This window comes from Kitasatospora sp. NPDC056273 (assembly GCF_042268845.1).
GTDB lineage: Bacteria > Actinomycetota > Actinomycetes > Streptomycetales > Streptomycetaceae > Kitasatospora.
The window spans coordinates 206,253-220,611 of sequence record NZ_JBHJSJ010000009.1 but is presented as its reverse complement, the minus strand read 5'-3'; the positions used below and the strand labels follow the sequence as shown (position 1 = coordinate 220,611).

Genomic DNA, 14,359 nt, shown 5'->3' with positions numbered 1-14,359 from the left:
CTCGCCCGACCATCCGTCAGTTATTTCTTCCAGCACGAACACACTCAACGAGGCGAGGACACGCAACGTTACGGAGTGTCGTTGCAGTACTAGGGTGTGGCGGATGAGCTTCCACCTGGTCGTCGGACACGGGCCCGCCGGGGCCGCCACCGCCCGCCTGCTGGCCGAACAGGGCCACGAGGTCCGGGTCGCCACCCGTACCGGACGCCCCGCCGGGCCGGCCGCCGCCGGCGTCGAGCACCTCGCCCTGGACGCGAGCGACCCCGCGGCGCTGGCGCGGGCCGCCCGCGGCGCCGTCGCCGTCCACGGCTGCGCCGCGCCGCCGCTGCCGCAGTGGGCGCGGCTCTGGCCGGCGCTGAGCGCCTCGCTGTGCGCGGCGGCCGAGGAGAGCGGCGCGGTGCTGGTCATGCTCGGCAACCTGTACGGCTACGGGCCGGTGGCGGGGCCGCTGACCGAGGACCTGCCGCTCGCCGCGACCGGCCCCAAGGGGCAGGTGCGGGCCGCGACCTGGGAGCGGGCGCGGGCGCTGCACGAGGCCGGGCGGATCCGGGCGGTGGAGGTGCGGGCCTCGGACTTCTTCGGCCCCGGCGTCACCGACGGCGGCCACCTGGCCGCGCGGGTGCTGCCCAACCTGCTCAAGGGCCGCCCGGTCGCGACGCTCGGCGACCCGGACGCCCCGCACAGCTGGACCTACCTGCCGGACGTGGCCCGGGCGATGGCCGAACTCGCGGGCGAGGAGCGGGCCTGGGGCCGGGCCTGGCACGTGCCCACCGCCCCTCCGCTATCGGTGCGCGCGATGGTCGAGCGGCTGGCCGCCGAGGCCGGCGGCGGCCCGGTCCCGGTGCGCCGCCTGCCCGCGGCGGCGCTGGCCGTGGCGGGGCTGTTCTCCCCGCTGCTGCGCGAACTGCGGGAGACGCGCTACCAGTTCGACCGGCCGTTCACGGTGGACTGCTCCGCCTACGAGGCCGCGTTCACGGTGCGCGCCACGCCACTGGAGGAGCAGCTGCGGGCCACGGTCGCCTGGTGGCGCGAGCGCGACGGCCGGTGACGGACGGGAACGCCGGTCACCGGCGGGGGCGGGCGCCTCTCCCCATCGCTCCGTACCCGTCCTTCCTCGTCCGTTCACCGGACACGGAGACCCTGCGTCCGTAGGATTCCGTCCGTGGCCAAACGACGTGAGGTTGAGCGGGAAGTCCTGGGTTCCATAGGCGAGTTGGCGTCCTCCGGGTTACCCGCGGCCGCGCTGTTCCGCGAGCTGCACACCCTGCTGCTGGAACCGCTCGGCTACGACGGCGGCTGCTGGCACGGCAACGACCCGGTCACCGGGTTCCCCACCTCCACCGTCGCCGACGGCCTGGACCCCGCCCAGTTCGAGCAGGCCGTGCACCTGGAGCTCCAGGGCGAGGACTCCACCACCTTCACCGCGATCCGCACCGCCGGCCACCGGGCGCAGACCGTCGACCGGGCCACCGACGGCCGCCCCGAACGCAGCGTCCGCTACCGGGAGTTGCTCAACCCCTGCGGATACGGCGACGAACTGCGGATCAACTTCGATGTGGGCGGCGGCCGCTGGGGCTCCGCGGCGTTCATGCGCGAACGCGCCCGCGGCCGCTACGACCTGCCCGACCTGCGCCTGGCCGAACGCGTCGCCGCCCCGATCGGCGCCGCCCTGCGCGACACCCACCTCGCCGCCCTGCGCGGCGCCCGCCCCCTGCCGCCCGTCCCCGCCCCGGCCGTCGCCATCCTGGACCGGTACGGGCGGCTGCGCTCGGCGGACGCGGCGGCCCGCGAACTGATCGGACGGATGGCCGAACCCACCGCCCACACCGGCGGCGTGCCCAGCGGCTTCCTCACCGTCGCCCGCCAGGCCGCCCGCCGCGGCGGCCCCGCCGAGGTGCGGGTGTGCACCCCCGACGGCCAGTGGCTGTCCCTGCACGCCTCCCCGCTGGACGGCCGGCGCGGCGGCGTCGCCGTCGTCGCCTCCCCGGCCTCCCCCGTCCAGCGCTTGCCGCTGGCGATCCTCGCCCACGGCCTGTCCCCGCGTGAACAGCAGGTCGCCCTGCACGCGGTGCGCGGCGCCAGCACGAAGGACATCGCCGCGCTGCTCCACCTGACCGTGCCCACCGTCCAGCAGCACGTCACCGCCATCCTCCACAAGACCGGCGTCCGCTCCCGCCGCGAACTCGTCGCCCTCCTGATGGCCGACCACCTCCCCACCCTCGGCCTGCCGCCGCGGTAGCGGGCGCACGCGGCTCCGGCCCGGGCCGGCCGCTACCCCGCCCGCCAGTGGACGAAGCGGGGCGGCTCCTCGCCCCAGGCGACGACGGCGCCGACGGGGCTCGGGCCGACCGCCCCGGAGACCACCCCGTGGAGGAACCCGACCATGCCCGGGCCGAAGACCCGGGGCGCGCCCCCGTCGCGGTCCAGGACCAGGACCGGCCACGCGTCGGGGTCGTCGCCGACCGTCAGCCAGGCCAGCGTGTCGGCGGTGCAGGACGCTCCCCAGGCGACGATCTGCCCGGCGGAGCGCACCTCGCCGGTGGGCTCGCCTTCCTCCTCGAAGAGCAGGCGCGCCTCCTCCGTCATGCCGCGCATGCCCGGCTGCGGGGCGTCCGGCGGCATCAGCTCGTCGGGGGCGAACACGGCGAGGGACCGGTCGATCTCCCCCGCCCCGTACCGCGCGACGAACTCGACGTAGTCGCGCGGGAACCGCAGACCCCACGCCGACTCGACCACCGCCCAGTCACCGGATTCACCGGCCCCCTCGGGCGGGGGCATGAGCTCCAGAAGCCCGCTGATGTCGGTTGTGTGCACCGTCGTTCCCTCTCGTGGTCTCCCGCGCCCCCGGCTACGGCCGCGTGTCACCGCGACTGCCGGCATCCGCTCAGTTCAGCGGCATGATCACAGGAAGCGCAGGGCGGGGTCCAGACGCGGGACGGCTCGACGGCGGCAGCGGGCGGCGAGGAGCCGCGCCGTCGGCGGCGGTCCCTGGGCATCGCGGCGGGAGTGTGCGTCCTCGGGGCGGCCGGGATCCCTGCTCCGCCGGCCCCCGCCGGCCCCCGCCGGCGCGCGTTGTCGCAGGTGGGAGCTAGGGTTCGGCCCGTGAACGTTCCCAAGGTCATCCCGATCGGCTACCAGCCCGACTACCGCACCCGCACGATCGGGCGGTGCGAGGGCGGCCAGTTCTACGCGACCGTCGTCGCGGCCTACCGCGAGGGCTGGAGCGGCGACGACTGGCAGCCGCAGAAGCGCTGGCACGCCGTCCTCCACCGCTTCGACGAGGCCGGCCGCCACCTGGGCTCGCGCATCGAGTTCACCGGCACGACGGCGGACGGCGAGCAGCAGGCGATCGCCGCGGCCCGGCGGCTGCTGGAGCAGTGGCTGGACGCCCTGCCGGGGCGGCACTACCAGGACATCGCCATCGCGCCCTTCGACGTCCGCTTCGAGGGCGCCCTGTTCGGCCTGGTCCTGGAGGTGGACGAGGAAGAGGAGGACGAGGAGGACGGCGTCTGGATGGAGCTCCACCCGGACGGCCTGGCCTTCTCCGCCCCCTGGAACGGCTGCTACGACACCTGAGCACCGACGGCCCACGCGGCCAGATCCTCGCTAGGCTCGGCGGTGCCGGGTCTCCGGGACCTCCGGGGCCCGCGGGGGTGTCCTGCGGGAAGGCGGGGTGTGCGCATGCTCGGGTACGACGCGGACGGGTTCGTGCGGGACGGGGTGCCGCACCGGGTGGTGGCCGGGGCGGTGCACTACTTCCGGGTGCACCCGCGGCTGTGGGAGGACCGGCTGCGGCGGGTGCGGGCGCTGGGCGTGAACACGGTGGACACCTACGTCCCGTGGAACTTCCACGAACTGCCCGACGGGACGGTGGACTTCACCGGCTGGCGGGACGTGGCCCGGTTCGTGCGGCTGGCCGGCGGCCTGGGCCTGGACGTGATCCTGCGCCCTGGCCCGTACATCTGCGCGGAGTGGGAGTTCGGCGGGCTGCCCGCCCGGCTGCTCGCGGTGGACGGGCTGCGGCTGCGCTGCGCGGACCCGGCGTACCTGGCCGAGGTGGACGGCTGGTTCGACGCGCTGGCGCCCGAGCTGCTGCCGCTGCTGGCGAGCCGGGGCGGGCCGGTGGTGGCGGTGCAGGTGGAGAACGAGTACGGCAGCTACGGCGACGACGCCGCCTACCTCGCCCACCTGCGCGACGGCCTGGTGCGGCGCGGCGTGGACTGCCTGCTGTTCACCGCCGACGGCGCCCACGACACCATGCAGCAGGGCGGCGCCATCCCCGGTCACCTCGCCACCGCCACCTTCGGCTCCCGCGCGCCCGAGCGCCTCGCGGTACTCCGCCGCCACCAGGGCGAAGGCCCGCTGACCGCCATGGAGTTCTGGATCGGCTGGTTCGACCAGTGGGGCCTGCCGCACCACGTCCGCGACCCCAAGGAGACCGCCGCCTCGCTCGACGAACTCCTCGCCACCGGCGCCTCCGTCAGCCTCTACATGGCGCACGGCGGCACCAGCTTCGGCCTGTGGTCCGGCGCCAACCACTCCGGCGCCCACCCGCTGGACGCCGGCTACGAGCCGACCGTCACCAGCTACGACTACGACGCGCCGATCGGCGAGGCCGGCGAACTGACCGAGAAGTTCCACGCCCTGCGCGAGGTCATCGGCCGCTACCTGCCCCTGCCGGACGGCGAACTGCCCACCCCCGTACCCCGGGTGGCGCCGCAGCGGCTGGAGCGCGCGCACGGGCGGGCGCCCCTGGCGAAGGCCCTGGACGCGCTGTCGCGGCCGCGCCGGCACGCCGCACCGCTGCCGATGGAACAGGTCGGGCAGGACCGCGGCCTGATCCACTACCGCACCCGCGTGCCCGGGCCGCGCCCCGAACTGCCGCTGCGCATCGACGGGTTGGCCGACCGGGCGCAGGTCTTCGCGGACGGCCGCCCGCTCGGGACGCTGGAGCGCAACTCCCCCGGCGCGACCCTGCCGCTGGCCACCGGGCCCGACGGCGTCGTGCTGGACATCCTGGTCGAGGCACTGGGCCGGGTGAACTACGGCCCGCAGATGGACGACCGCAAGGGCATCACCCGCGGCGTCTCGCACGGCCACCAGCGGCTCTTCGACTGGCAGATCCGCCCCCTGCCGCTGACCGACCTGTCCGCCCTGCGCTTCACCGACGACGCCGGGGTACGCGACGGGGAGCCGGCCTTCCACCGCTTCACCGCCGAACTCCCCTCCCCCGCCGACGCGTTCGTCGCCCTGCCCCACTGGGGCCGCGGACTGCTCTGGCTCAACGGCTTCCTGCTCGGCCGCCACTGCGCCGCCGGCCCCCAGCGCACCCTCTACGCCCCCGCCCCGCTGTGGCGGGCCGGCGCCAACGAACTGGTCGTCCTGGAACTCGAACGCCACGGCGCAGCGGTGGAGTTGCGCGACGCACCGGACCTCGGCCCGGTCACACCGGCCCCCAGCTCCGAGTACTGACCGGACCGGGCCCGCCGGCCACTCCCCGACGCGGGACGTCGGACCCGCCGACTTCCCGCTCCGCCACGACACGGTGACGCGAGGCTTGCCATGGGCACCGACGACCATGGTGCCTCGGGGGCTCGCCGGCTGCACGAAGCCCTGGCGGGGATCGATCCCGTCCTGCGCCCCGCGTAGGCCCGGCGCGGTCACAGCACTCCGGCACCCGTCAGGCCCCCGCTCAGACCCCGATCAGGCGCAGCGAGGCCCACAGGGCCAGGACCGCGGCGGTGAGGGTGGCCGGGACGGCGAGCAGGCCGAGGCGGGTGAACTCGCGCAGGTCCACCGGTACGCCGCGGTCGCGGACGATGCCGCGCCACAGCAGGGTGGCCAGCGAGCCGGCGTAGCTGAGGTTGGGGCCGATGTTCACCCCGAGCAGGACCGCGAGGACGGCGCCGGGCCCGACGGGGGCGGCCAGCGGCACCAGGGCGAGGGTGGCGGGCAGGTTGTTGATGACGTTGGCGAGGACGGCGGCCAGGGCGGCGGTGGCGAGCAGGGCGGGCAGCGCGGTGCCGGACGGGACGAGGTGGGCGAGGCCGGCGGCCAGGCCGTTGTCGACGACCGCGCGCACCACGATGCCCAGGGCGAGGACGAACGCCAGGAACGGCAGGGCGGCCGAGCGCACCACCGTCGCGGGGGTGGCGTGGCCGCGGGCCAGGGCGCGGGCGGCCAGGACGGTGGCGCCGGCGGCCGCCGCCCAGGCCGGGTTGACGTCCAGCGCGGAGGCGAGGACGAACCCGGCGAGCGTGCAGCCGACGGTGGCCAGGGCGAAGACCGGCATGGCGGGGGCCGGTCCGGTCTCGGGGGTCTCGGCCGGGGCGGCGTCCAGGTCGGCGGCGAAGCAGCGGCGCAGCACCAGGTACTCGACGCCGACCGCCGCCAGCCACGGCAGCGTCATGAGGGCGGCGAAGCGGCCGAAGCTCAGGCCGCTGGCGGTGAAGGCGAGCAGGTTGGTCAGGTTGGAGACGGGCAGCAGCAGCGATGCCGTGTTCGACAGGTGGGCGCAGGCGTACAGGTGCGGTGCGGGCCGGGCGCCGAGGCGGGCGGCGGTGGCGAGGACGACGGGGGTGAGCAGGACGACGGTGGCGTCCAGGCTGAGCACGGCGGTGACGACCGAGGCGACGGTGAACACCTGGACCAGCAGGCGGCGCGGGCGTCCGGCGGCGCTGCGCGCCATCCAGGCCCCGCAGGCGCGGAACAGTCCCTCGTCGTCGCAGAGCTTGGCCAGGACCAGGACGGCGGCCAGGAAGCCGATCACCGGTCCGAGGCGGGCGGCTTCGGCGGTGGCGTGCTCCAGCGGGACGGCGCCGGTCGCCACGAGCAGGGCGGCGGCCGGCACGGCGACGGCGGCCTCCGGCCAGCCCCAGGGGCGGGCGACGGCGCAGACCAGGACGAGCACCAGGAGTCCTGCGGACAGGGCTTCGGCGCAGGCGGTGTTCAGGGCGCGCTCCTCGGGGGGGGGTGGTGTGGTCGGTGCTCGCGCTCGGTTCGCGGCCCGGCGCAGCATGCCACACCGGCGGCGCGCGGCCGCCGGGCGGGTCCGGGGGCCGGGACGTCGGCCCCCCCGGACCCCCGGCCCCGTACCCCCCGGGGTCAGGTCAGTCCCACCAGAAGGACCACTGGTGGGCGTCCACCAGCTGCTCGGCGTAGGCGGTGAGGGTGCCGGTGCCCTGGAAGACGAGGTCGGGGCAGAAGGCGGTGTGCTCGGCGGCCAGCGGGAGCGCCTCGGCGAGCGTGGCGGGCGGCACGGGGACGCTCAACTCCAGGGTGGCGAAGCCGACTTCGACCACCTGGGCGCCGAAGCGGCGTTCCCAGTCGGCGAGCACGGCGGCGATCCTGCCGGTGTCGGCGTGGTTCGCCGGGCCGCTCCAGCCGCAGGCCGTCAGCGCCTCGGCGCCGCTGCCGGCCCGCACCAGGCCGAGGCGGACGTCCTTGACGGAGCCCAGCACCTCGGCCAGTTCCCGGGCCTCGGTGCCGGCGGCGCCGTCGGGCACGGTGGCGGTGGGGGCGGGGCCGGGCCAGACGCGGCCGTAGGGGGCCAGGGCCTCGTCCAGGATCTCGGCGTCCTCGCTCGCGTCCCCGTCCTCGTCCTCGTCCTCGTCGACCTGCCTCCACCAGCCGCGCAGCAGCGTCTGCGGGTCGTAGCGGGAGGGCTCGGAGGCGTCGGCCGGGTACAGCTCGCCGGACAGCCAGGGCCGGTAGTCGTCGTCGCGGTCCAGCGGGCTGAGCAGCAGCGGCCACAGGCCGGTCTGCGGGTGGGCGCGGTGCAGCTGCCGCCACAGCCCGGCGGGCGCGGGGTCGTCGCTGATCCACAGCAGCGGCTCCCGCCCGTCCTCCTCGGTGACCAGTCGCCCGGGCGGCAGGTCGACGGGCAGGGCGGCGAGGGCGGCGGCGAGGTCCGGGTGCTCGATCATGCGGCCCACCGTAGGGGCGGGCACCGACAGCGCCCGGCGGCGGGCGCCCCGTCAGGACCAGGGCAGTGCGGCCCGCGTGTGCCAGTAGGTCTCGGCGGGCTCGGCCATGGGCGCGAGGGCGGTGAGGTCCTCGGGGGTGGGGCGCAGGTGGGTGGCGGCGAGGTTGGAGGTGAGCTGGTCGGGGGTGGCGGCGCCGGAGAGGACGGTGTCGGCCCAGGGCTGGGCGGCGGCCGCGGCCAGGGCGAGGGCGTCGGCGGTCGCGCCGGTGTGCTGTGCGAGGGTGCGCAGGGCGGTGGTGTCGGGGCCGGTGGCGTTGCGGCCGGCCAGGCGGCCGTTGGCCATGGCCTCCTTGACGACGACGAGCCAGCCGGCCGCGTGGGCCTCGGCGAGGGCGGGGGCGGCGGAGGTCTCCAGCAGGTTCCAGGTGGCCTGGACGGCGGTGAACAGCGGGCGGCCGTCGGCGGTGACGGCGAGGGCCCGGCGGATGGTGTCGGCCTGGGCGGGGCCGCTGGTGGACAGGCCGACCCGCACGCCTTCGGCGGCGAGGGCGGCGAGGCGCCGGTGCAGGGCGGGGTCGGTGAGGGCGGGGCTGTCGGGGGTGACGGAGTGGACGAGGTAGACGTCCAGGTGGTCGCCGAGCAGGGCGCGGGTCTCGTGGATCTGGCGGTCGTAGACGGCCGTCGAGTGCTCCTTGACCTCGTGTGCGGCGACTCCGCTGGTCCGCCAGTCGGCGGTGTAGGTGTAGCCCCACTTGCTGCCGACCGTCACCTCGGCGGCGGCCCGGGGGTGTTCGGCGAGCCACTGGCCGAGGAACTCCTCGGCGCGGCCGTAGGAGCGGGCGGTGTCGAGGTAGCGGACGCCGGCGGCGTACGCGGCGTCGAGCAGGGTGTGGGTGCGGGCGCGCAGGGCGTCGACGGTGCGGTCGGCGGGCAGGTCGGTGTCGCGCCCGAGGTTGATGTAGCCGGGCCGGCCGACGGCCGCCGTGCCCAGGCCGAGGCGCGCGGGGTGCGGGCGCGCGGCGGGGGCGGGGGTTGCGGTGGCGGCGGGGTCGGTCGGCATGGCGGGCTCTCCTCGGGCGCGACGGTTCTCACCTGGGACTTTAGCCGCGTGGTGGTGCCGGGCCGTCAGCCGGCGGCGATGGTGGCGCGGATCCAGGGGGCGTAGGCGGGCACGTCGGTGTACAGGCCGGGGCCGCCCGCGCAGGGCACGCCGGGGGCGCCGGGGCCGGAGGTGGCGCCGACCAGTTCCCAGCGGCCGCCGCGGCCGCGCTGGATCTGGGGGCCGCCGGAGTCGCCGAAGCAGGCCATGGCCTACGGGACGCGGCTGAGCGTGCACAGGCGGGTGGGGTCGGCGTAGCCGGGGGCGCAGTCGGCCGGTGCGCCGATGCGGCTGGGCAGTTCCTGGAGGCGGTCGGGGAAGACCATCTGCTGGTAGTCCTGGGTGTCGACGACGGTGCCGAAGCCGAGCAGCCGGGTGGGGGTGCCGGGGGTGCCGGGGTGGTCGGCGATGCGGATGGGCTGCCCGGCGGCGGGGCGGTCCAGGCGGACGAGGGCGAGGTCGTCGTGGTTGGGGCGGGTGGCGCCGTCGCCGAAGCCGAAGCCGGGGTGGACGACGACGCGCTCGACGTTCCGTACGCTGCCGCCGCTGTCGCGGTGGGCGCTGCCGATGCGCACGGTGCCCTTGAGGGTGACGCCGGTGTCCTCGGTGCCCACCACGCAGTGGGCGGCGGTCAGCACCCACTGGCGGTCGATCAGGGTGCCGCCGCAGGCGCCGTCGGCTAGCTGCTTCGCGCTCAGCGGGAGGGTGGCCATGAAGGGGTAACGCTCGGTGGAGTCACGGCCGTTGACGATCGCGGAGGCGCTGCCGCTCATGGCGGTGGCGCCCAGCGCGGCAGCCAGCGCGGCGACGGCGGCGATCCGGGCGCCGCGGCGGCGGGAGGCGGGCTCGCCGGCTGTCGTACGGGCGGCGGTGGTACGGGTGGCGGTGCGGACGGTCGTGCGGAACGACACGGGTGACGGCCTTTCGGTCGGTCGGCTGGTGCGGATACGACCAGTCAACTCGGCGCCCGCCCACCGCAACACCCGGCCAGCGGGCCGCTCCGGCCTGGGGGTAGCCCCCGGACCCGCCGTCGGGCTACCGGGTGGCCCGCCCGTACTCCCCCGGCGACGGCGACGGCAGCGGGGGGACGCCGGTCGGGGCGACGCTCTGCTCCAGGCGCAGCACGAAGTTGACGTAGCCGAGCGGCTTGCCCGGCCAGTGGCGGTCGTTGCTGGTGAGCAACTGGCTGCGCAGGCCGTCGTGTTCGGTGACCGGACCGGGGGTGGTGCGCAGGTTGGGCTGCCAGGTGCGGCCCAACGGGCGGTGTTCCAGGGACAGCGTCCAGCTCTCCTCGTCGACCGCGATCGTGGCGCCGACCCGCCCCGGCAGCACCCGCAGTCCGTACGCGCCGCGCACGACCGCCCGCTGGTCGAAGTCGGCGCTCGTGCCGACCACGGTGATCCGCCATGCGCCGTGGAACCTGAGCACGCCTGCCTCCTCGCGCCGCGGCGCCCGCTCCGGCAGCGGGCGCCCCGTCCACGTCTACGGTCCCGGTCCGCCGTCGGGCTCACCCCGGGGCGGGCGCGACCGCCGGCTTCTGCACGGGACGGTCGGCGGAGGGCGGGAAGGCGTGGACCGGTTCGCGTCGGCGGGTCCGGCTCGTACGGCGGGTCCGGCGAGTCCGGCGGGTGGGCGGATTCCCTCATGCCCGTTTTATTCCGGTTCGCGAAGTCCGCGAATAAGGAAAACGGTCGGCGACGGCGGGCGGACATGGGCCGGGGCCCGTACCGCCTGTGCGGTACGGGCCCCGGTTCCCTCTACGATTCGAGAATCGTGCGGCGGGAAATGTCAGAGAGCGACGGGGCGGATGTTCTCCGCCTGGAGGCCCTTCTGGCCCTGCGTGACGTCGTACTCGACCTTCTGGCCCTCGAGCAGCTCACGGAAGCCCGAGGCGTTGATGTTCGAGTAGTGGGCGAACACGTCCGGGCCGCCGTCTTCCTGCTGGATGAAGCCGAAGCCCTTTTCCCCGTTGAACCACTTCACGGTGCCGAAAGCCATGGGAAATTCTCCTTCTAAGGCGCTGTAGACCGCACTGCGCGGGCTACTCGTCGCCGCACTGATGACCCGCCGGGATCTCAGAAAAAAAATACGCCTGCGATGGGAATCAGCAGGCGCACACAGAGTTCATGGGAACCAAAACTGCAACTCCTACGACCGTAACAGGCCTCGGGCCGAAACGGGAATTCTCGCGGCGCTCTTCTTCGGCGCACCGGTGACCTCCGGGTGCGCCGCCGGCCGTACGGGCCGGCCCGCCGGCCCGGCCCCGGGCGCCGCGCGGCGGGGGCACCCCCGGGCGGGGCCGCTCAGCGGCGGGCGGCCGCCAGGGAGCGGAGCTGGACGTGGACGGCGGCGGGCTCGGTGCCGGTGAGGGCGGCGATCTCGGCGGCGGACAGGTCGAGGACCAGGTGCAGCAGCAGGACGTCCTGCTGGGCGGCGGTGAGGTGGGCGACCGGGCCGAGCGGCCGGGGGCCGGCCAGGGCGCAGACGCGGCGGCGCACCGCCTGCCAGGCGCAGGCGGCCGGGCTGGCGGTGGCCAGGGCGTCGAGCCAGTGGCCGCCGAGCTCCTCGAAGGCGGCGCGGACGGCCAGGGGCGCGTCGGCGGGCGACAGGAGCAGCGCGGCGTAGTCCAGGTAGTGGCGCAGGTGGAGGTCGTGCAGCGCCCACAGGCCCAGGGCGGGCCCGGGGGCAGCCGGGCGGCGTGGTGGTGTCGGCATGGTGGTGTCCCGAGTTTCCCGAGGTGTCCCGAGGTTTCCCGCAGGTGGCGCGGGCGGGCGCCGGCCCGCGACGGGGACGCGGGCGGGTGCCCGTCCGTGGGTGGCTGGGGCCCGCGGCCGGGACGCGGGTGGCGCGTCCCGGCCGCGGACCGGGTCACACGAGCACCGGCGGGTTGTCGTCGGTGCCTCCGCGGCCCGCCGCGCCGGAGTGGCCGGGGCCGTCGTCGCGGTCGGCGGCCAGGTTGGTGCGCAGGGTCATCCAGAGCCGGAACAGGATGTCCGTCGACGTCCCGGCGCTGGAGGACTGCATGGCCCGGGTGAACTCGCTCTGGTACGTGCGCGAGTTGACCGGGAACGGGGTGCGGGCGTTGTTCGTCCGGTCCCAGGCCGCCGCCCACAGGGCGCGGCGGGCCTCCCGGACCCCGCAGACCTCCATGTAGGCGAGGAAGACGGGTTTGCGCAGCGGGGCCTCGCCCTTGAGGACCAGGGCCAGCGTGCTGGAGGGCAGGCGCCCTCCCCGGTCGCGGGCCCGGCGGTCCAGTTCCCGCAGGGAGGGCCAGTCGGCCTTGCGGCGCATCTCGTGCATCGCCCGGCGCAAGTCGGCGAAGGAGTCGACCTGTTGGGGGTCGACCCGCCTCGGTGCGCGCAGCCGCCGGCTCCCCGAGGGGCGGGGCACGTGGGCCCAGTAGTTGGCGTGGACCCACTTGCGCCGGGCCGTCTTGAGGTCGCCGCCGCATTCGCCGGTGACGGCCTCGACGACCTTCCAGCTCGGCAGGGAGCGCCCGCTGGCGGCCCGTTGCAGGGTGGTGGCGTGGTAGTTGGTCCGAACGGCGAGCTGACTGTACGTCAACCCGGCCTGCTCGCGCTGCTCCCGCAGCCAGGCGGCCAGTCGGCTCAGCGCCGGCTCGGTCGTCTCGATCGGGTTCTCTCGGCGTCCCATCGCAGGCAGGCGCTCTCCCCTAGGCCCGTCCCCTTTGCAGCCTGGAGGCCAACAGCCAGCCCCCGGTGGTCAGTTCGAGCGCCACTCCGGCCGACATGCCGGTCGCCACCAGGGCGGCGGTGAGCGCGACGGTCAGGACGACCACGACGATCACCACGGCCACCTGGCCGGCGGTCACGGCCGTCACGGACGACTGTCCGGCCACGAACGGCCAGGGCAGGGCCGGGCGGCGCGCGGGCCTCGGGACGCCGTCCGCGCAGGGGATGGGGACGCGCTTGTTCCGCTTCCTCGTCATCGAGGGAACCCTCCTATATCACTGTCCACTCCAACGGGTGGGCACTTGTGCGGTTGGCGTCGCACGGGGTGCCCGTTGGATGACACTCTGTCAGGCATATGGGTGAATCCCAATCGGTTCGGCGAACATCGCGCGGATTGATGCGCGACAGTCCCGGCCCCTACCTGAAATCTTGCGAACGTCGTACCAGAAAGCCGCAGTTCAACGAATCGAAACCGGATTTTGATGCGCCTTTGTGCAGCGCGCCCTTGTAAGCCGTCCTGGCCGGGTGTGACGATTGACAGCGGCGTCACCCGGACCTGCGGGTCCGGAACCCGGGGGGCGCTGTTCACTCCAACATCTCGGGAACATCGGCAGCGGGCCGTGTTGGCGCATGGGCCCGCCCGAACAGCAGAGACCGCCCGGCCCCGGTGGCCCGAGGCGGTCTCTCTGCACTCCGGCGGTGGCGGGCACTCCACTTGTGACGGGCCCCGCCACCGCCCCTCCCCCCGGCCCTCGCATTCCCCGCCCTGCGCGGGTCCCCCGTAGCGGAGGACTGTCCTCCTGAAATCGTGCGCGTGGTACGGGAGTTCACTGATGCGCCGTTCATCGGTTGTCTACCGGGGAGCCCGGCGGGGAGTGCCCGCGGCCGTGGTGACCAGGGCGTCGACAGGACGTTGACCGGTTGTCTGCGGGAGTCCACGAGCGTGTTCCCGGTCCGGTCACGGACTCGGCGGCCGCCAGGTGGGGCCGCCGGCAGACGACCCTGGAGGACTCGCATGTCCCGTATTCCCCTTCGCACCCGTGCCGCCGCCGTCGCGGCCCTGGTGACGGCCGTCGCCCTGCCCCTCGCGGGCACGGCCACCGCCTCGGCGGCGGTGCCCGCCGGCGTCCAGAGCGTCCAGAGCGCGCCGAACTCGACGCTGGCGGCGGACGCGCCCACGACCTGGGCCGAGAAGAACGGCGGCTACGTCCAGATCAACTGGACCCCGCCGAACAACGTCGGCAAGTACGACTGGATCGGCCTCTACAAGCGCGACCCGAACGCCATCGGCATCGACAACTACGAGACCTGGCAGTGGGCCTACAACCACGGCACCTCGTACCTGACCAGCGTCCCGGCGGTCAGCGGCGACTACTGGACGGCCTACATCTCCTACGACTACGCCTCCAGCCAGTACCGCATCATCGAGTCCCACCGCTCCCACATCGACTGAGCCGATGGCCCTGTCGACGAAGGCGGCGGCGCTGGCCCTCGCCCTGCTGGGCGCGCTGCCCGCCCAGGGCGCCGCGGCGGCCGGTCCCCCCGTACCCGCCCCCCCCGCGGGGGGCCCCGACCCCCCCCGGCGCGTATTAAAAAAAACCAGACCACCAGGCAAGCCCCGAACAGGGGGGTAATGAAAAGAAG

General features: G+C 75.2%; 14 protein-coding genes and 1 pseudogene. 5 read left to right on the top strand and 10 right to left on the bottom strand.

The genetic code is table 11. The features are described from left to right. Positions 1–103: 103 nt before the first annotated feature. Positions 104–1,048 carry an NAD-dependent epimerase/dehydratase family protein gene (locus ACFCY1_RS11805; protein WP_375874356.1) on the top strand — a complete coding sequence of 315 codons (945 nt, stop codon included), beginning with the start codon at positions 104–106 and terminating at the stop codon, positions 1,046–1,048. Between the two features lie 114 nt (positions 1,049–1,162). Then, complete coding sequence (locus ACFCY1_RS11800) at positions 1,163–2,239, top strand: helix-turn-helix transcriptional regulator (protein ID WP_074001048.1); 1,077 nt, start codon at positions 1,163–1,165, stop codon at positions 2,237–2,239. Between the two features lie 32 nt (positions 2,240–2,271). Here the strand turns inward: ACFCY1_RS11800 and ACFCY1_RS11795 are convergent, their stop codons facing one another. Continuing rightward, on the bottom strand, positions 2,272–2,814 hold the full coding sequence (locus ACFCY1_RS11795) for an SMI1/KNR4 family protein (RefSeq protein ID WP_117485160.1): 543 nt from the start codon (positions 2,812–2,814) through the stop codon (positions 2,272–2,274). Positions 2,815–3,102: 288 nt separating this feature from the next. Between ACFCY1_RS11795 and ACFCY1_RS11790 the strand changes: the two genes are divergently transcribed. Together ACFCY1_RS11790 and ACFCY1_RS11785 are read left to right on the top strand one after the other, a co-directional pair. Then, a complete protein-coding gene (locus ACFCY1_RS11790; RefSeq protein ID WP_375874355.1) occupies positions 3,103–3,576 on the top strand; it encodes a hypothetical protein in 474 nt (157 codons plus the stop codon). A 105-nt stretch (positions 3,577–3,681) separates the two neighbouring features. Then, the gene (locus ACFCY1_RS11785; RefSeq protein WP_375874354.1) at positions 3,682–5,472 is read left to right on the top strand and encodes a beta-galactosidase family protein; all 1,791 of its coding nucleotides are present in this window, start codon (positions 3,682–3,684) and stop codon (positions 5,470–5,472) included. Positions 5,473–5,692: 220 nt separating this feature from the next. Here the strand turns inward: ACFCY1_RS11785 and ACFCY1_RS11780 are convergent, their stop codons facing one another. The 9 genes and pseudogenes from ACFCY1_RS11780 to ACFCY1_RS11740 form a co-directional block, all read right to left on the bottom strand. Next, the gene (locus ACFCY1_RS11780) at positions 5,693–6,952 is read right to left on the bottom strand and encodes an SLC13 family permease (RefSeq protein WP_375874364.1); all 1,260 of its coding nucleotides are present in this window, start codon (positions 6,950–6,952) and stop codon (positions 5,693–5,695) included. A 157-nt stretch (positions 6,953–7,109) separates the two neighbouring features. Then, on the bottom strand, positions 7,110–7,925 hold the full coding sequence (locus ACFCY1_RS11775; protein WP_375874352.1) for a DUF4253 domain-containing protein: 816 nt from the start codon (positions 7,923–7,925) through the stop codon (positions 7,110–7,112). A gap of 51 nt (positions 7,926–7,976) precedes the next feature. Then, positions 7,977–8,984 (bottom strand): aldo/keto reductase, encoded by a 1,008-nt coding sequence (locus ACFCY1_RS11770; RefSeq protein ID WP_375874350.1) that lies wholly within the window; start codon positions 8,982–8,984, stop codon positions 7,977–7,979. A 65-nt stretch (positions 8,985–9,049) separates the two neighbouring features. Then, positions 9,050–9,796 (bottom strand): annotated as a pseudogene (locus ACFCY1_RS11765) (trypsin-like serine protease). A 262-nt stretch (positions 9,797–10,058) separates the two neighbouring features. Next, a complete protein-coding gene (locus tag ACFCY1_RS11760; protein WP_375874349.1) occupies positions 10,059–10,451 on the bottom strand; it encodes a hypothetical protein in 393 nt (130 codons plus the stop codon). Positions 10,452–10,811: 360 nt separating this feature from the next. Further along, positions 10,812–11,021 (bottom strand): cold-shock protein, encoded by a 210-nt coding sequence (locus tag ACFCY1_RS11755; protein ID WP_049660537.1) that lies wholly within the window; start codon positions 11,019–11,021, stop codon positions 10,812–10,814. A gap of 305 nt (positions 11,022–11,326) precedes the next feature. Then, positions 11,327–11,737, bottom strand: coding sequence for a sigma factor-like helix-turn-helix DNA-binding protein (locus tag ACFCY1_RS11750; protein ID WP_074001055.1), 411 nt, complete (start codon positions 11,735–11,737; stop codon positions 11,327–11,329). Between the two features lie 154 nt (positions 11,738–11,891). Further along, positions 11,892–12,677 carry a helix-turn-helix transcriptional regulator gene (locus tag ACFCY1_RS11745; RefSeq protein ID WP_049657953.1) on the bottom strand — a complete coding sequence of 262 codons (786 nt, stop codon included), beginning with the start codon at positions 12,675–12,677 and terminating at the stop codon, positions 11,892–11,894. A gap of 19 nt (positions 12,678–12,696) precedes the next feature. After that, positions 12,697–12,972, bottom strand: coding sequence for a hypothetical protein (locus tag ACFCY1_RS11740; RefSeq protein WP_375874348.1), 276 nt, complete (start codon positions 12,970–12,972; stop codon positions 12,697–12,699). Between the two features lie 758 nt (positions 12,973–13,730). On the opposite strand from ACFCY1_RS11740, the gene ACFCY1_RS11735 reads away from it, so the two are divergent. Continuing rightward, complete coding sequence (locus ACFCY1_RS11735; RefSeq protein WP_375874347.1) at positions 13,731–14,168, top strand: hypothetical protein; 438 nt, start codon at positions 13,731–13,733, stop codon at positions 14,166–14,168. Positions 14,169–14,359 lie beyond the last annotated feature (191 nt).